This window comes from Allobosea lupini (genome assembly GCF_900109525.1).
In the GTDB taxonomy this organism is placed as follows: Bacteria; Pseudomonadota; Alphaproteobacteria; order Rhizobiales; family Beijerinckiaceae; genus Allobosea; species Allobosea lupini.
The window spans coordinates 427770-443853 of record NZ_FOAN01000003.1; the positions used below are offsets into that span (position 1 = coordinate 427770).

At 67.6% G+C, this 16084-nt stretch carries 16 protein-coding genes; 9 read left to right on the top strand and 7 right to left on the bottom strand.

Features of this window, described 5'->3' with window-relative positions; translation table 11 throughout:
• Positions 1-3: 3 nt before the first annotated feature.
• Entirely contained in the window at positions 4-627 is a 624-nt protein-coding gene (gene grpE, locus BMZ21_RS11405) for a nucleotide exchange factor GrpE (protein WP_091834350.1), read from the bottom strand.
• 96 nt (positions 628-723) lie between these two features.
• Positions 724-3489, bottom strand: coding sequence for a [protein-PII] uridylyltransferase (locus BMZ21_RS11410; protein ID WP_425285436.1), 2766 nt, complete (start codon positions 3487-3489; stop codon positions 724-726).
• Between the two features lie 336 nt (positions 3490-3825).
• Between BMZ21_RS11410 and BMZ21_RS11415 the strand changes: the two genes are divergently transcribed.
• From BMZ21_RS11415 to BMZ21_RS11435, 5 genes are all read left to right on the top strand, one after another.
• Positions 3826-4791, top strand: a complete 966-nt coding sequence (locus tag BMZ21_RS11415) for an aliphatic sulfonate ABC transporter substrate-binding protein (protein ID WP_091834353.1) — start codon at positions 3826-3828, stop codon at positions 4789-4791.
• Positions 4792-4811: 20 nt separating this feature from the next.
• Positions 4812-5645: an ABC transporter permease gene (locus BMZ21_RS11420; protein ID WP_091833576.1), complete on the top strand. Its 834-nt coding sequence runs from the start codon at positions 4812-4814 to the stop codon at positions 5643-5645.
• 7 nt (positions 5646-5652) lie between these two features.
• A complete protein-coding gene (locus tag BMZ21_RS11425) occupies positions 5653-6435 on the top strand; it encodes an ABC transporter ATP-binding protein (RefSeq protein WP_091833580.1) in 783 nt (260 codons plus the stop codon).
• A 161-nt stretch (positions 6436-6596) separates the two neighbouring features.
• Positions 6597-7307 carry an ATP-binding cassette domain-containing protein gene (locus tag BMZ21_RS11430; protein ID WP_167561608.1) on the top strand — a complete coding sequence of 237 codons (711 nt, stop codon included), beginning with the start codon at positions 6597-6599 and terminating at the stop codon, positions 7305-7307.
• A gap of 45 nt (positions 7308-7352) precedes the next feature.
• Positions 7353-7862: an OsmC family protein gene (locus tag BMZ21_RS11435; protein ID WP_091833586.1), complete on the top strand. Its 510-nt coding sequence runs from the start codon at positions 7353-7355 to the stop codon at positions 7860-7862.
• Here the strand turns inward: BMZ21_RS11435 and BMZ21_RS11440 are convergent, their stop codons facing one another.
• Both BMZ21_RS11440 and BMZ21_RS11445 read right to left on the bottom strand, forming a co-directional pair.
• Positions 7863-9104 carry an MFS transporter gene (locus BMZ21_RS11440; protein WP_091833590.1) on the bottom strand — a complete coding sequence of 414 codons (1242 nt, stop codon included), beginning with the start codon at positions 9102-9104 and terminating at the stop codon, positions 7863-7865.
• A 95-nt stretch (positions 9105-9199) separates the two neighbouring features.
• A complete protein-coding gene (locus tag BMZ21_RS11445) occupies positions 9200-10384 on the bottom strand; it encodes a DNA recombination protein RmuC (protein ID WP_091833593.1) in 1185 nt (394 codons plus the stop codon).
• 114 nt (positions 10385-10498) lie between these two features.
• Between BMZ21_RS11445 and def the strand changes: the two genes are divergently transcribed.
• The 3 genes from def (at position 10499) to truA (ending at position 12849) form a co-directional block, all read left to right on the top strand.
• The gene (gene def, locus BMZ21_RS11450) at positions 10499-11032 is read left to right on the top strand and encodes a peptide deformylase (protein WP_091833596.1); all 534 of its coding nucleotides are present in this window, start codon (positions 10499-10501) and stop codon (positions 11030-11032) included.
• A 19-nt stretch (positions 11033-11051) separates the two neighbouring features.
• Positions 11052-11981 (top strand): methionyl-tRNA formyltransferase, encoded by a 930-nt coding sequence (gene fmt, locus BMZ21_RS11455; protein WP_091833598.1) that lies wholly within the window; start codon positions 11052-11054, stop codon positions 11979-11981.
• Between the two features lie 130 nt (positions 11982-12111).
• On the top strand, positions 12112-12849 hold the full coding sequence (truA, locus tag BMZ21_RS11460; protein WP_091833601.1) for a tRNA pseudouridine(38-40) synthase TruA: 738 nt from the start codon (positions 12112-12114) through the stop codon (positions 12847-12849).
• Between the two features lie 7 nt (positions 12850-12856).
• On the opposite strand, the gene BMZ21_RS11465 is transcribed toward truA, so the two are convergent.
• The 3 genes from BMZ21_RS11465 to BMZ21_RS11475 all read right to left on the bottom strand — a co-directional run bounded on the left by BMZ21_RS11465 (position 12857) and on the right by BMZ21_RS11475 (position 15169).
• Positions 12857-13444 carry a hypothetical protein gene (locus BMZ21_RS11465; RefSeq protein WP_091833604.1) on the bottom strand — a complete coding sequence of 196 codons (588 nt, stop codon included), beginning with the start codon at positions 13442-13444 and terminating at the stop codon, positions 12857-12859.
• A 67-nt stretch (positions 13445-13511) separates the two neighbouring features.
• Entirely contained in the window at positions 13512-14714 is a 1203-nt protein-coding gene (gene dapE / locus BMZ21_RS11470) for a succinyl-diaminopimelate desuccinylase (protein ID WP_091833606.1), read from the bottom strand.
• Between the two features lie 32 nt (positions 14715-14746).
• Positions 14747-15169, bottom strand: coding sequence for a DUF805 domain-containing protein (locus BMZ21_RS11475; protein WP_091833609.1), 423 nt, complete (start codon positions 15167-15169; stop codon positions 14747-14749).
• A gap of 250 nt (positions 15170-15419) precedes the next feature.
• On the opposite strand from BMZ21_RS11475, the gene BMZ21_RS11480 reads away from it, so the two are divergent.
• Positions 15420-16034, top strand: a complete 615-nt coding sequence (locus BMZ21_RS11480; protein WP_091833612.1) for a ribonuclease D — start codon at positions 15420-15422, stop codon at positions 16032-16034.
• Positions 16035-16084 lie beyond the last annotated feature (50 nt).

Here is a 16084-nt window from a genome sequence, read left to right on the forward strand (position 1 = left end):
CTGTCAGTTCGCCGGCTTGTCGCCGGCATCGGCAGCCGGGTTCTCCAAACCGTTGACGGCAGGCTTCGGCGCGCCGGCGGAGACGCCGACCAGTGCCGGGCGCAGCACCCGCTCGCCGATCTTGTAGCCGGTCTGCACAACCTTCGAGACGAGGCCCTTGGCGATGCCGGCGTCAGGCGCCTCGAACATCGCCTGGTGCAGGTTCGGGTCGAACTTCTCGCCTTGCGGATCGATCTTGCGCACGCCGTGACGCTCGAGCGTCTTCAGGAGTTCGCGCTCGGTCAGCTCGACGCCCTCGACCAAGGCTTTCAGGCCATTGTCGGTCGCGGCCTGGCTCGTCTCCGGCACGCTCTCAAGCGCGCGGCGCAGATTGTCGGCCGAGCCGAGCAGGTCGCGGGCGAAGCTCGTCACCGCATAGGCCTTGGCGTCGGAGATCTCGCGCTCGGTGCGACGGCGCAGATTCTCCATTTCGGCGAGGGTGCGCAGCAGCTTGTCCTTGAGGTCGTCGCGCTCGGCTTCGATCAGGGCTGCCGGGTCGGGCGTCTGGGCCTCGTTCGCCTTGGCCTCGGTTGCGTCCTGATTCTCGGTTTCCGGCTTCGGATCGTCCTTCGCAGGGTTCTGCGTCATTCCATCATCCCAATCGTTGAGCGTCATGTATCGTTGCAGCGCCGGCTGTGAGCCGCACTGGCTTCGTCGCCGATATCGGGCTTCGGCCGGGCGAAATCAAGCACGAGCCATGGCCTTGGCCTTGCCGGAGGCCTGCTTGTCGAGCTCCAGAGTGAACACCGCGAGCAACGCCTGGCGGATCACCAGCTGCCGGCCGGTCGAAGTGATCTTCGCCCCGGTCAGGTCGGTGACGTAGAACACGTCGACCGCCTTCTCGCCGAAGGTCGCGATATGGGCCGAGGCGATGTTGAGGTTGAGCTTCCCGATCGCGGTGGTGAGGTCGTAGAGCAGGCCGGGCCGGTCGAGGCCGGAGACCTCCAGCACCGTGTGCCGCGAGGACAGGACGTTGTCGATGATGACCTCGGGCGCGACCTGGAAGGTGCCGCCGCGTGGCGGGGGTGCGCGGCGCTGGGCGACGAGGTCGGCGATCTTGATCTCGCCCTTGAGCGCGCGCTCGATTGCCGCCGCGATGCGCTCGGCCCGGCGCAGCTCGTCGTCGTCGCGCTCGAAGGCGCGCGAGACGAAGATGGTGTCGAGCACCAGCCCGTCCGTGGTGGTGAAGATCTGTGCGTCGACGATGTTGCCGCCAGCCGCCGCGCAGGCCCCGGTGACGATAGCAAGCAGGCGCGGATGGTCGGGCGCCAGCACGGTGAGCTCGGTCACGCCGCGGAACTGGTCGGTCTCGACCCGCGTCGCCGTGGTGCGGCCGGCAACCTCCGCCTCGCGCAGGAAGCGGGCATGCTGCTCCTGCCGCTCGGGCTCGACCTTGAGCCAGTAGGCCGGATAATGCCGGGCGAGATAGGCGGCCCGCTCCTCTTCCGTCCAATCGGCGAGGCGCGCCTCCAGCGCCTGCTGCTTGCGCTCGACCCTGGCCTTGCGCTCGATGCCGGAATGGCCGCCGGCGAGCACGACCTCGGTCTCGTAGTAGAGCGTGCGCAAGAGCTGGCCCTTCCAGCCGTTCCAGACGCCGGGGCCGACCGCCTTGATGTCGGCGACGGTCAGCACCAGCAGCAGCTTCAGCCGCTCCAGCGTCTGCACGATTCCCGCGAAGCTCTCGATCGTCTTGGGGTCGCCGAGGTCGCGGCTCTGGGCGATCGTGGACATCACCAGATGGTTCTCGATCAGCCAGACCACCGTCTCGGTCTGGGCATCGGTCAGGCCGAGCCGCGGGCAGAGCTTGCGGGCGATGCGGGCGCCGGCGACCGAATGGTCCTCCGGCCGGCCCTTGGCGATGTCGTGCAGGAACAGCGCGACATAGAGGGCGCGCCGGTTGGTGATGGTCGCGAAGATCGAGTTCGCCAGGGGGTGCTCGGCTTCGAGCTTGCCGCCGTCGATCTCGGCGAGGATGCCGATCGAGCGGAGCAGGTGCTCGTCGACCGTATAGTGATGATACATGTTGAACTGCATCATCGCGACGACGCGGCCGAAATCCGGGATGAAGCGGCCGAGCAGGCCGGACTCGTTCATCCGCCGCAGCACCGGCTCGGGCGAGCGCCGCGCCGTCAGGATCTCCAGGAAGATGCGGTTCGCCTCGCGGTCCTGCCGCAATTGCGGCGTGACGAGGCGCAGCGACTGCGTCACCAGCCGGCTGGTGTCGGGATGGATGGCGAGGTCGTCACGGCTGGCGATCTCGTAGAGCCGCAGAAGATTGACCGGGTCGCGCTTGAAGGCGTCGTCGTCGATCACGGCGAGGCGTTGGCCCCGCAGGGTGAAGTCGGGATGGCCGAGCGCGCGCACGCGCCGGCGCTTGGTGAAGGAGCCGATCAGGCTGGTCAGGCTGGCGCGCGGCTTCTGCTGGCGCGCCTCCAGCGCGGCGCAGACGATCGCGGTGAGGTCGCCGACATCCTTGGCGACGAGAAAATAGGCCTTCATGAAGCGCTCGACCGGGGCCTGGCCGCTGCGGCCGGCATAGCCGATTGCGGCTGCGACCTGGCGCTGCAGGTCGAAGGAGAGCCGCTCCTCTGCTCGCCCCGTGATGAAATGCATCCAGCAGCGCACCCGCCAGAGGAATTCCTCCGAGCGCTGGAACATCGCGAATTCGCGCGCATCGAACAGCCCGGCCTCGACCAGCTCGGCCGGATCGTCGACGCGATAGGAATACTTGGCGATCCAGAACAGCGTGTTGAGGTCGCGCAGGCCGCCCTTGCCGTCCTTGACGTTGGGCTCGACCAGGTAGCGCGACGAGCCGGCGCGGGCAACGCGGGTCTCGCGCTCGGCGAGCTTGGCCTCGGTGAAGGCCGGCGCCGTGCCCTCGGCGATCTCGGCGCCGTAGCGCCGCTGCAGATCGGCGAACAGCGCCGCATCGCCACAGATCAGGCGAGCCTCCAGCAGCGCGGTGCGGATCGTCATGTCGGCCCGGCCCTCGCGGATGCAGTCGTCGACCGAGCGCACGGAATGGCCGACCTTCAGCTTCAGGTCCCAGAGCGGGTAGAGCATCGCCTCGACAACGCTCTCGCCCCAGGCGGTCTGCTTGTCGGGGAAAAGGAAGAGCAGATCGACATCCGAGCCCGGCGCCAGCGTGCCGCGGCCATAGCCGCCGACCGCGACGACGGCGATGCGCTCTCCGGCGGACGGGTTCTCGACTGGGTAGAAATGCCGTGTCGCCGCGACATGCAGGCTGGCGACGATGCTGTCCATCACGCTGGAGAGCCGCTTGGCACAAGAGAGGCCGTTGCGGGATTTGGCTAGAATCTCGCGGGCTGACTGGCGACCTTCCTCGAGATTGTCGCGCAGTGCATCGACCAGCGCACCGCGCAGGCTATCGCGATCGCCCTCGTTGAACTGTCGCGCCAGCTTGCCGACCGCAGCCAGGGGATTGTCGATGAATTCGGCGAGGCGGGGTGCTGGCTTGTCGGGGGAGGGCGGCACTGAACGAGGCTCTTCGAGACTTTCGGCAACGCGGCGGCAGTCGATCCCTAGCACGAACGAGAGCGGACGCGGAAACATAATTAAACAAGCATATGATGTGAAATTATCGATATCACGCCATTCTACGTTTTGTTTGACATAGAGAACGATCGAACCTATCAATCGGACACGCGCCGATTTGAGCCAGCAGCTTGCGGGCGCGAAACAAGTGCAGCTAAAGCGGGGGCGCTGGAGGCTGATGTCCTCCTCCCCTTCGCGCAAGATCGACTGAAGGGAAACGCCATGCCGACCATTTCAGCTCTGACCCGCCGCGCCGTGCTCGTCGGCCTTGCCGCAGCGTCGCTCGCCGTTGGCAGTGCGCAGGCGCAGGCGCCGAAGGAGATCCGCGTCGATTACGCCACCTACAACCCGGTCAGCCTGCTACTGAAGGATCGCGGCATCCTCGAGAAGGCACTCGAGGCCGATGGCATCAAGGTGCGCTGGGTGCTCTCGGCCGGCTCGAACAAGGCGCTCGAATTCCTCAATGCCGGCTCGCTCGATTTCGGCTCGACCGCCGGCGCCGCCGCGCTGATCGGCAAGATCAACGGCAATCCGATCAAGTCGATCTATGTCTATTCCCGGCCGGAATGGACCGCGCTCGTCACCGGCGCCAAGAGCGAGATCACCAAGGTCGCCGACCTCAAGGGCAAGCGGGTCGCCGTCACCCGCGGCACCGATCCGCACATCTTCCTTGTCCGCTCGCTCGCCGAGGCGGGCCTGACCGAGAAGGACGTCAAGCTCGTGCTGCTGCAGCATGCCGATGGCCGGCTCGCCCTGGAGCGCGGCGATGTCGAGGCCTGGGCCGGGCTCGACCCGATGATGGCCGCCGCCGAGGTCGAGGCCGGCGCCAAGCTGTTCTACCGCAAGGCTGCCGACAACACCTGGGGCGTGCTCAACGTCCGCGAGGAGTTCGCCGAGAAGAATCCAGAGCTCGTCCGCAAGGTTCTCAAGGCCTATGAGGAGGCGCGCGCGATCGCACTCGCCAATCCGGCCGAGGTCCGGAAGGCGCTGGTCGAGGCGACCAAGCTCTCCGACGCGGTGATCGAGCGCCAGCTCACCCGGACCGAATTGACCCACAGCACGATCGGTCCGGCGCAGGCCGAGACCATTCTCGCCGCGGGCCTCGCTTTGCAGCAGGCTGGCGTCCTGCCGGCGACCGCCGACGTCAAGGCAACAGTCGACGCGCTGATCGACAAGCGCTTTGCCGCGACCAACTGAGCGGGCATGATCCCGTCGCAATGAGTTCGATCGAGATCGCAGACGCCATCGACGAGAAGCCGGCCGCGCCTCCTGCTCGGCCGGCTTCTCGCGTTGGCCTGCGGCTCGCCGGCTTCCTGCTGCCGGTCGTCCTCGCGATCATCTGGGAAATCCTCGTCCGGGCCGGCCTTGCCAATGGCCGGCTGATGCCGCCACCCAGCGTGGTCGGCAGAACGCTCTGGCAGCTTGCCGTCAGCGGCGAGCTCTGGACCCATGCCGCCGCGACGCTCTGGCGCGTCGCGGCCGGCTTCGGCATCGGCGCTGCCGTCGGCACCGCGCTCGGCGCGCTGACAGGTGCCCTGCCATTGGCCCGCGGCCTGCTCGACCCGACCTTGCAGGCCCTGCGCGCCATCCCCTCGATCGCCTGGGTGCCGCTGTTCATCCTGTGGTTCGGGATCTTCGAGGCCTCGAAGGTGGCGCTGATCGCGGTTGGCGTCTTCTTCCCGGTCTATCTCGGCGTCGCCGCCGCCATTCTCTCGATCGACCGCAAGATCGTCGAGGTCGGCCGCGTCTTTCGCCTCGGCCGGCTCGCGATGGTCCGGCGTGTCTTGCTGCCGGCGATCCTGCCCGACTGGTTCACGGCGTTGCGCGGCGGTCTCGGGCTCGGCTTCATGTTCGTCGTCGCCGCCGAGATCATGGGCGCGAGCGAGGGCCTCGGCTATCTCCTGGTCGATGGCCAGCAACTCGGCCGACCCGACACGATCATCGCTGCCATCATCGCCTTCGCCGTGCTCGGCAAGCTCGCCGATGGGCTCCTGCTCGCGCTGACGCGCCCCTTCCTCGCCTGGCAGGACACCGCCAGGGACAGGCTCTGAGGGCGCGATGCTGACCTTCGATCAGCTCTCCAAGACCTATGCCGACGGCACCCGTGCCCTGTCGGGCATCGACATCTCCGTCGCCGCCGGCGAGATCCTGGCGCTGGTCGGCGGCTCAGGTTGCGGCAAGACCACCCTGCTGCGCCTCGTCGCCGGGCTCGACCGGCCGAGCGAAGGCCGCATCCTGCTCGACGGCGCCGCCATCACCGAGCCGCGGGCCGATGTCGGCGTGATCTTCCAGGAGCCGCGCTTGCTGCCTTGGCTCTCGGTCGCCGCCAATGCCGGCTTCGGCCTCAGCCATCTGCCTGCGGCGGAGCGTGACCGCCTCGTCACCGGAGCGCTCGCCCGCGTCGGTCTCGCCGGCTATGAGGCGCGCTGGCCACGCGAGCTCTCCGGCGGCCAGCAGCAGCGCGTCGCCATCGCCCGCGCCCTCGTCACCCGGCCCAAGCTCCTCCTGATGGACGAGCCCTTCTCCGCGCTTGACGCCACCACGCGCGCCAGTCTGCACGGCCATCTCCTCGCGCTCTGGGAGGAGAGCCGGCCGACCGTGGTGATGGTCACCCACGATGTCGAAGAAGCCGTAACGCTGGCTGACCGCATCGTGGTGATGCAGCCTAGGCCCGGCCGCATCTTCGACGAGCTCGACAATCCGCTGGCCCGCCCGCGCGACCGGCTCTCGCCGGCCTTCGAGGCGACCAAGCGCGAGGCGCTGCGCACGCTCGACCGCTCGCTTACCGACAGCGAGCCACGCCAGCACAAGGCGGCCGAGAGCGCCGGCATGTGGTGGTAGCGACCGTTTGACAAAACGGACGCTCAGACCTTATGAAAGGACACGCGCCGATTTGAGCCTCAGCTTGCGGGCGCGAAACAAATGCAGCTAAAGCGCGGGACGACGGGACGGCCGCAAGGCCGTCGGCGCTCCTTCCGCCTTGTCTATGGATGGAGCCAGTTATGTCGGCCGATCTTCACGATCTTCCCCGTTCTCACGATCACGCCCTGTCACGTCCCGCTGCGGGCGAGGTCGTCGCGCTGCTCGGCACTCCCGAGGTGCGCGCGCTGGCCCTGCGTGGGTTCGCCGGCCTGAGGGCTGACGAAGGAACGGTGCCGACTGCCGGGATCGGCCTGCTCTGTGCCCGGCCGCGCTTCTTCCCCTGGCTCGATCTCGCCGAGAACCTCGCCTTTGCCTTGCCCAAAGCCACACCGTTCGAGCGCGAGGGCCTGATCGCCAACGTGCTGGTCCGCGTCGGTCTTGCTGCGCAGGCGACGCAGCGGCCCGGGACGCTCTCGCCGGAAGAGCTGCTGCGGCTCGCCATTGCCCGCCTGCTGCTGGTGAGGCCGCGCCTGCTGCTGATCGACGAGCCCTTCGCAACGCTCGACACAGAGGCGCGCGACCGGCTCGCGGCCTTCCTGCCTGAGCTCTGTACGCAGGGGCGTCCGGCCGTCGTCATCGCCACCGGCTCGGTCGAGGATGCCCTGCGCCTCGCCGACCGCATCCTCGTCCTGCCGCAGCAGCCGGGCCCGGTCGCCTTCAGCCTCGACAACCTCCTCGCCCGCCCGCGCGAGGAGGGTTCGGTCGGCTTCGTCGCCTTGCGCCGCGAATTGCGCCGGGCGCTCGACAAGGAAGTCCGGCATGCCGCGCCGGAGGTGGAGGCAGCGGCCTGAACCGGCTAGACAGGCCGCGAACCGTTTCTGCCAGGGATCACGATCATGGACGTCACCGCGCTGCGCGCTCTGCAGGCTCCGCTCAAGGACAAGTATCGTGAGGCGCCCGATGCGGCGGTGATCACGCTGAAAGCAAAAGGCGAACTCGACGACCAGCACATCGCCTGCAAGGTCGAAACCGGCCGGGCGATTGCGCTTGCCGGCCTCCATCCTGCCACCGGCGGCTCCGGCGCCGAGCTCTGCTCCGGCGACATGCTGCTCGAGGCGCTGGTCGCCTGCGCCGGCGTCACGCTGAAGGCGGTCGCGACCGCGCTCGAGATCGAATTGAAGAAGGGCACGGTCCGGGCCGAGGGCGATCTCGACTTCCGCGGCACGCTCGGCGTCGCCAAGGACGCCGCGGTCGGCTTCAAGGCGATCCGCCTGTCCTTCGATGTCGAGACCGATGCGCCTCAGGACAAGCTCGACACGCTGCTCAAGCTGACCGAGCGCTACTGCGTCGTCTTCCAGACGCTCAATGTGAAGCCGGAGCTCTCGGCGAATCTCGCGCGGGCCTGATCAGGCCGGCAGCGGGCGCGGCGACCCATCCGCCTCCGTCGCTTCCGGTTCCTGCGAAATCGGCGCCGTCATCGGGTCGATGATCGCGAAGGGGCGCTCCGACATCTGTTCGGGCGCGGCGCGCTGGCGGATGCGCAGTGCCGCCATGGCTGCGAGCAGCGCGCTGATCGCAGCCATGAAATAGAGCAGCCCGTTGATGTCGAGCCGCGCCATCACCTGGGCGCCAAGCAGCGGGCCGAGCGCCGAGCCGATGCCGCTGACCAGGATCAGCCGGCCGCTGACGGCGACGACGCGGTCCTGCGGCATGCGGTCGAGCGCATGGGCGACGCAGACCGGATAGAGCGTCGACATGAACCCCCCGAGCAGGGCGGCGACCGGCAGCACCGCGCCGAGATGGCGCGGAACCAGATCGAGCGCGACGGCAGCCACCGAGAAGCCGAGCGCCAGTCCCGCCAGCACGATGCGGCGGTCGCCGCGATCGGAGAGGCGGCCGACCGGGACCTGGAAGGCGAAGCCGCCGAGCACCGCGACCAGCATGAACAGCGCGATCGTCTCCTGCGGGATGGCATTGCGCGCCATCCAGGCCGGGAACAGCGCATAGAAGGCGCTGCTGATCATGCCGGCGATGACGCAACCGATCACTGAGATCGGCGCCTGCCGTGTCAGTTCGCCATAGGGCAGCGAGGCCTCCGCTGGCAGCGTCGGCGCTTCCGCGCGGGTCGTGCTGACCATCACCAGCGCCAGCGCGAACAGCGCGACTATGATGTTGAACGGGGTTGCGGTCTCGACCGGGAGCTTGCCGATCAGCAATTGGCCCGCCGCCAGCGCCAGGAAGGTGCCGACCATGTAGATCGAGAAGATGCGGCCGCGCTGCTCGGGCGGAGCCTTGGCGTTGAGCCAGCTCTCGGTGGTGATGAACAGGCCGACACAGCCCAGGCCAATCGCCATTCGGCACGCGATCCAGCCCACCGGTGAGACGAAGAGCGGCATCGCCGACGTTCCGACCACGACCATGCCGGCGAAGGCGGCATAAGCCCGGATATGGCCGATGCGCTGGATCACCTGCCCGCACCAGACGGCGCCGATGGTGAAGCCGACGAAATAGGCGCTCAGCACGATGCCGGTGAGTGTTGGGCCGAAGCCCTCATTCGTCAGCCGCAACGACAGGAACGTGTTGAAGAAGCCGTTGGCGAGCTGAACGAGGCTCGTCGCGGCGATGAGCGTTCCGATCTGAACGAGCAAGGGTCACGGCCTCCGGTGCAGTCTGGGAAGGCCTGCAACTCAACGCCGGAATGTGATCTCGCCATGGCGACCGGGAGGAATAGCAGCGCGCCGCGTCACTCCGCCGCCTTCAGCTTCACCGCCTTGGCGAAGGGCAGCTGCGGCTCGTTCGGACTGGCGTCGTCGAATTCTAGCGCCCCGATCCGCTCGGCCCGGCCGGTGACCTTGCCGGCCGATGTCCTGATCTGGGCGACGTCGTACTGCGCCTGGCGGAAATGGCTGTCGAGCTTGTCGACGCGTTCGCCGAGCCGGCGGACATCGTCGAGCAGCTTGCCGACTTCGGCCTGGATCACCTGCGCTTCCTCGCGCATGCGGGCATCGCGCACCAGCGACTGCATCAATTGGATCGCTAGCGCCAGCAGCGAGGGCGAGACGATCATCACCCGCGCCCGGTGCGCCTTCTGGATGATGTCGTCGAAATGCTCGTGCAGGTCGGCGTAAATCGCCTCCGACGGCACGAAGAGCAGCGCCATATCCTGCGTCTCGCCCGGCAGGAAATAGCGCTCGGCGATGTCCTTGACATGCTGGCCGACATCGGCGCGCACCCGTGCCGACGCGTGCTTCTTCGCCTCCTCGCCGCGTGCCTCGCGCAGCATGGTGAAGCTCTCCAGCGGAAACTTGGCATCGATGACGAGGCCGCGCCCGTCGCCCGGCAGGGTGACCAGGCAGTCCGGGCGCTTGCCGGTCGAGAGCGTTGGTTGAAACGAAAAGAAAGCCGCTGGAAGACCGTCGCGGATGATCGCCTCCATCCGGCCCTGGCCATAGGCGCCGCGCGCCTGCTTGTTGGCGAGCACGTCCTTCAGCGTCACCACCTCGCCGGTGAGCTCGGTCAGGTTCTTCTGGGCGTTGTCGATGACGGCGAGGCGCTCCTGCAGCCTGCCGAGGCTCTCATTGGTCTGGCGGACATTCTGCTCCAGCCCGGCGCCGACCTGCTGGCGCAGGCCGTCCATCCGTTCGGCCATGATCCGGGCAAGGTCGCCCTGCCGGGTCGAGAGGATCTCGGCCATGGTCTGCATGCGGCCGCTGAGTTCGGCCTGCTGCCGGTTCATCTCGGCGACCTTGTCGTCCATCTCACGGGCGCGCTCGGCCGCCATCGCCGCCTCGATCTCGCGCCGGCGCGCCGCGCGCCAGGACGAGAGCAGCGCCAGGACAAGCAGGAGGAGCGTCAGACCGGCGAAGCCGAAGGCGGCTTCGGCCCAGCTCACGGGACGCTCCAGCAGGACGAAGGCGATCTGGTTCATGCCGCAAGCCTACACCATCCAGGCCGCAAATCTAGAACATAAGCGGAACAGTTTGACCGTTTCGTCACAAGCGCTTATGTCGCGGCAACTCCTGAAAACGTCCCAGAGCGCCCTATGGCCATCCGCCCCCTCGTCATCCTGCCCGACTCGATGCTGCGCAAGGTCTCCGCGCCGATCGACGACATCACGCCGGAGATCCGCAAGCTGGCGGACGACATGCTGGAGACGATGTACGACGCGCCGGGAATCGGCCTTGCCGCGATCCAGATCGGCGAGCCGGTCCGGCTGGTCACCATCGACGTCTCGAAGAAGGCGGAAGAAGGCGAGGAACAGAAGCGCGAGCCGCTGGTCTTCATCAATCCCGAGGTGACCTGGCGCTCGGAGGAGCTGAGCTCCTATGAGGAAGGTTGCCTCTCGATTCCCGAATATTACGAGGAGGTCGAGCGGCCGGCGCGCGTCAAGGTCAGCTATCGCGATCTCGACGGCAAGGCGCAGGAGATCGAGGCCGACGGCCTGCTCGCCACCTGCCTGCAGCACGAGATCGACCATCTCAACGGCGTGCTCTTCATCGACTATCTGTCACGGCTGAAGCGCGACCGGGTCAACAAGCGCTTCGCCAAGGCGGCGAAACGGGAGAGCGCGGCCTGACCGGCCGGGGCAAAACATTATGAGCTTGCGCGTCATCTTCATGGGCACGCCGGATTTCGCCGTGCCCACCTTGACCGAGATCATCGGCCAGGGCCACGAGGTCGTCTCCGTCTATACCCGTGCTCCGGCGCCGGCCGGGCGCGGCATGGAACTGCGGCCCTCGCCAGTCCAGGTCACGGCCGAGCGCTTCGGCATCCCGGTGTTCTCGCCGAAGACGCTGAAGACCGCCGAGGCGGCCGAGGTCATGGCCTCGCACGAGGCCGACGTCGCCGTCGTCGTCGCCTATGGCCTGATCCTGCCCAGGGCGATCCTGGAGGCGCCGGAACTCGGCTGCCTCAATCTGCACGCTTCGCTGCTGCCGCGCTGGCGCGGCGCCGCACCGATCCAGCGCGCCATCATGGCGGGCGACGCCGAAACCGGCGTCTGCGTCATGAAGATGGAGGAGGGGCTGGATACCGGCCCGGTCGCCATGGTCGAGCGGCTTGCGATCGACGGCAACGCCACGGCCGGCGACATGCATGACCGGCTCGCCGGCCTCGGCGCCGACCTGATGGTCCGGGCGCTCGCCGCCCTCAGCCGCGGTGGCCTGCGCTTCACGTCGCAGGCGGAAGAGGGCGTGACCTATGCCAGCAAGATCGGCAATGACGAGGCAAGGCTGAGCTGGAACCGGCCGGCGCAGCAGGTTCACGACGTCGTGCGCGGCCTCTCGCCCTTCCCCGGCGCCTTCGTCGAGGTCGATCTCGGCAAGGGACCGGAGCGGTTGAAGCTCTTGCGCACCGCGCGCGCCGGCGGCGCGGCCGAGCCGGGCACGCTGCTCGACGACGAGGGCACCATCGCCTGCGCGGTCGGGGCGGTGAAGCTGCTCCAGGTCCAGCGCGCCGGAAAGGGGCCGATGAGCGCCCAGGAGTTCCTGCGCGGGGCGCGGCTCTCGGCGGGCGCGAAGCTCTAGTACCGGGAGGCATTGAAAATGGCTCCCGGTATTCCGTATGTGGATTTCTACAGCCGAAGGCTGTGTTTGAGAAATTCACATTGGATCAACGGCCTGACGCGTCAGCGTCACTGGCCGTTGGGATAAGTCTATGCCCCGTTACAAGCTCGTCATCGAATATGACGGCACGCCCTTCTCAGGCTGGCAGCGCCAGCTTAATGGGCCGTCCGTGCAACAGAGTGTCGAGGAGGCGATCGAAGCCTTCTGCGGCCATGCCGTGCGCCTGCATTGCGCCGGGCGCACCGATGCCGGTGTCCACGCCACCCATCAGGTTGCCCATGTCGATCTCGACAAGGAGTGGCGCACCGACGTCGTGCGCGACGCCAGCAATGCGAGGCTGAAGCGCCTGCCGGTGGCGGTGCTGAGCGCGCAGGCGGTGCCCGAAACCTTCGATGCCCGCATCTCGGCGACGCGGCGCTACTACATCTACCGCATCCTCGATCGGCGCGCGCAGCCGGCCCTCGATGCAAACCGGGTCTGGCATGTCCCCGTCAAGCTCGACCATGAGGCGATGGACCGCGCCGCCAAGGCACTGATCGGCCATCACGACTTCACCACCTTCCGCGCTGCCGAATGCCAGGCCAATGGCCCAATGCGCACGCTCGACCGGTTCGATTGCCGGCGCGAGGGGGCCGAGATCGTGGCTTACGTCCATGCCCGCTCCTTCCTGCATCACCAGGTCCGCTCCATGGTCGGTTGCCTCAAGATGGTCGGCATGGGGCGCTGGCCGGAGAACAAGGTCGGCAAGGTGCTGGCGGCACGCGACCGCTCGCAGTGCGCCGCGCTGGCGCCGCCCTGCGGGCTTTATCTGGCAGGCGTGGATTACTGAGGCCGGCTCAGAACCCGGCCAACCCGAAAATCTTCAGCACCGTGTAGTCGGCAAGCACGCTGGCGCAGGCGATCGCGCCGGCAACGCCGCTCTTCGCGCCGAACGTGGCCCTGGCGACGCAATAGCGCAATCGCAGCACGATCGCGGCGAAAGCGAGGCTCTGGAAGCCGGCGATGCCGGGGTTCGACCAGCCCAACGCGAACACCGTCGCCGGCACTGCCATCAGCGCCGCCGAGAGGATGCCGGCCCAGTTCCAGGCGATGACGAAGCTGGTGAAGCGGGGGTTGCGGGTGAGACTGGGCGCGAGCCCGACCAGCAGCGCCGGAACCGCAATTATCGCCAGGATCTCCGCCGTGACGATGGCTGCGATCAGGCCCGGTGCATCGAACAACCCGCCGCTGTTGGAGAGGCCGACGAGCGTGCGCTCGGCCGCCAGCGCCGGTATCATCGATGGCACCACCAGCACCAGCGCGAGATAGGAGCGCCAGAACCCGTCGCGGCTCAGGTCGAGATCGGGCAGGGCTTTCGCGTCGGCCCGCAGCAGGCGCCAGGAGGCAGCGAGCGATCGCGTCACATCGTCGGCAGCAAGCCTCATGGCCCAACCCTCCGGACGTCACGGCATTAGACTTTCGTCTAAACTGTGGGCGTCAGGGTCGGTTCCGTCAAGCCTGCTGCGCTGCAGCGAAATAGCTCGTCAGTAAACGATGCGTGATCCGCTCCAGCGCGACGAGGTCGGCGATGGCGACCCGCTCGTCGACCTGGTGCATGGTCTGGCCGACGACGCCGTATTCGACCACGGGGCAGTAGTCCTTGATGAAGCGGGCGTCGGAAGTGCCCCCCGTCGTTGACAGGGCCGGGCGCTTGCCGGTCTCGGCTTCGACGGCCTCGGCGGCCATCGCCACGAACGGTCCCGGCTTTGTCAGGAAGGCGACTGCGTTGGTCGGCTCGAAGCTGACCTCGTAACGCACGGTGTTGCCGGCTGCCTCGCGCAGGCGGCGCTCGATCTCGGCCGCCAGCGTCTCCGGCGTCCAGAGGTCGTTGAAGCGGATGTTGAACACGGCCCGCGCTTGCGCAGGGATGACGTTGGTCGCGGGATTGCCGACATCGAGCGTGGTCACCTCGAGATTGCTCGGGTCGAAATGCTCGGTGCCGGCATCGAGCGGGCTTGCGTCCAGCGCCGCCAGCAGCCGGACCATGCCGCGGATCGGATTCTGGGCGAGGTGCGGATAGCCGACATGGCCCTGCACGCCCTGCACGGCGAGCTTGCCGGTCAGCGAGCCGCGCCGGCCGATCTTGATCATATCGCTCATCGCCGCCGGATTGGTAGGCTCGCCGAGGAGGCAATGGTCGAAGCGCTCCCCGCGCGCGTCGGCCCAGGCCAGCAGCTTGACCGTGCCGTTGACGGCGGGGCCTTCCTCGTCGCCGGTGACGAGGAAGGCGATCGAGCCCGGCGCATCGGGATTCTCGCGGCGATAGCGGATCGCGGCGCAGGTCATGGCGGCGAGTCCGCCCTTCATGTCGCAGGCGCCGCGGCCATAGAGCACGCCGCCTTCGATGTCCGCCGCAAAGGGATCATGCGTCCAGGCGGCGAGGTCGCCGGGCGGGACGACATCGGTATGGCCGGCAATGACGAAGACCGGGCCCTCGTTGCCGATGCGGGCATAGAGGTTCTCGATGTCCGGCATGCCAGGCTCCGAGAAAGTCGGTCGCTCGACGCTGAAGCCTTCGGCGCTCAACACGGCATCGAGCAGCGCGAGCGCGCCGCCGTCGGCCGGTGTCACCGAGGCGCAGCGCACCAGGGCCTGGGTGAGGGCGACCGGATCGGTGGGGTCAAACTCGAGTGAGGTGGGTATTTGCTGGCTCATCGAGCCGGTCTAGAGGCTAGCAGTGACCCTGGCTAGCCTCTGGCAGCCCCGCTTTGCTCCGCAAGCGGGGCGTCGCGGCCGACGCCCGGCATCAGGCCGAGGTCGATCAGCGCGACCAGCCAGGCCATCGTCGAGATCGCGATCAGCGAGGGCGCCCAGGCATAGCCGAGCAGCGGCTGGACTTCCCGCGGCAGCACGATGGCGCAGACCAGCAGGATGCCGAACAGCGATGAGCCGCCCCGGTCGGTAGCGCGCTTGGCTGCCAGCGCCGCCCAGGGGAACAGAGCGAAGGCATTGGCGAAGGCGACGATCTTGGCGGCGGCATATTTGTCCGCGACCTGCGGCGCAGCCCACTGGACCGCCAGCAGGCAGAGGGCGAGCGCGATGCTGCCGAGCCAGAACTGGCGCAGGCCGATGCGGCCATCGAGGTCGGTGAACAGGCGGATTGCGGACATGTGTCAAGCTCCGATCCGATACCCTCGCACGCCGGGGCGCCCGAATGAAGCACATGGTGAATAAAAGGTTAATGCCTCCGAACCGGTTGTGCCGCCAGAGAAAATGCCTGCAGAGAAAAAGCTTGAATGCTGCCGGGCGCGCCGCTAGCTGCGAAACGTTCTCCGGATTTCTAGAGCGAACCATTCGGCCGGGTGGGCGAATGGCAGGTTGACTGAGCGGCGCGCGGCGCCGCCGAGCGAGGTTTTGGGCATGACCATTCGTCTGCACCGCGGCGATCTTCCCGATGGGTTCGAGCCGGGCCCGATCCTGGCGATCGACACCGAGACGCTCGGCCTCAATCCGCAGCGCGACCGGCTCTGCGTGGTGCAGCTTTCGCGTGGCGACGGCACTGCCGACGTCGTCCAGATCCCGAAGGGCGCCCCGGCGCCGGCCAATCTCTGCCGCATCCTCGCCGATCCCGGCGTGCTGAAGCTGTTCCACTTCGCCCGCTTCGACATCGCCGCGCTGGAGAAGGCGTTCGGCGTCGTCACCACGCCGGTCTATTGCACCAAGATCGCCTCCAAGCTGGTGCGCACCTATACGGATCGGCACGGGCTGAAGGACCTCGTCCGCGAGCTCCTCGGGGTCGAATTGTCGAAACAGCAGCAATCCTCGGACTGGGGCGCCGATACGCTGACCGAAGCGCAGCTCGGCTATGCCGCCTCGGACGTGCTGCATCTGCATGCCCTGAAGACGAAGCTCGATGTGATGCTGGAGCGCGAGAGCCGCGGCCATCTCGCCAAGGCCTGCTTCGACTTCCTTCCGGCGCGCGCCGAGCTTGATCTCGCCGGTTGGCCAGAGGTCGACATCTTCGCGCATACGTAAAGTTGATGTATCTGGGCTAGGGTCATCCGTCTGGCGGTCGCCGGACCGGC

Coding starts and splice junctions, on each gene's coding strand:
- BMZ21_RS11425 (WP_091833580.1), top strand. CDS start 5,653: ATGCTGACCTTCGATCAGCTCTCCAAGACCTATGCCGACGGCACCCGT.
- truA (WP_091833601.1), top strand. CDS start 12,112: ATGCCCCGTTACAAGCTCGTCATCGAATATGACGGCACGCCCTTCTCA.
- BMZ21_RS11480 (WP_091833612.1), top strand. CDS start 15,420: ATGACCATTCGTCTGCACCGCGGCGATCTTCCCGATGGGTTCGAGCCG.
- dapE (WP_091833606.1), bottom strand. CDS start 14,714: ATGAGCCAGCAAATACCCACCTCACTCGAGTTTGACCCCACCGATCCG.
- grpE (WP_091834350.1), bottom strand. CDS start 627: ATGACGCAGAACCCTGCGAAGGACGATCCGAAGCCGGAAACCGAGAAT.
- fmt (WP_091833598.1), top strand. CDS start 11,052: ATGAGCTTGCGCGTCATCTTCATGGGCACGCCGGATTTCGCCGTGCCC.
- BMZ21_RS11420 (WP_091833576.1), top strand. CDS start 4,812: ATGAGTTCGATCGAGATCGCAGACGCCATCGACGAGAAGCCGGCCGCG.
- BMZ21_RS11435 (WP_091833586.1), top strand. CDS start 7,353: ATGGACGTCACCGCGCTGCGCGCTCTGCAGGCTCCGCTCAAGGACAAG.
- def (WP_091833596.1), top strand. CDS start 10,499: ATGGCCATCCGCCCCCTCGTCATCCTGCCCGACTCGATGCTGCGCAAG.
- BMZ21_RS11445 (WP_091833593.1), bottom strand. CDS start 10,384: ATGAACCAGATCGCCTTCGTCCTGCTGGAGCGTCCCGTGAGCTGGGCC.
- BMZ21_RS11430 (WP_167561608.1), top strand. CDS start 6,597: ATGTCGGCCGATCTTCACGATCTTCCCCGTTCTCACGATCACGCCCTG.
- BMZ21_RS11465 (WP_091833604.1), bottom strand. CDS start 13,444: ATGAGGCTTGCTGCCGACGATGTGACGCGATCGCTCGCTGCCTCCTGG.
- BMZ21_RS11475 (WP_091833609.1), bottom strand. CDS start 15,169: ATGTCCGCAATCCGCCTGTTCACCGACCTCGATGGCCGCATCGGCCTG.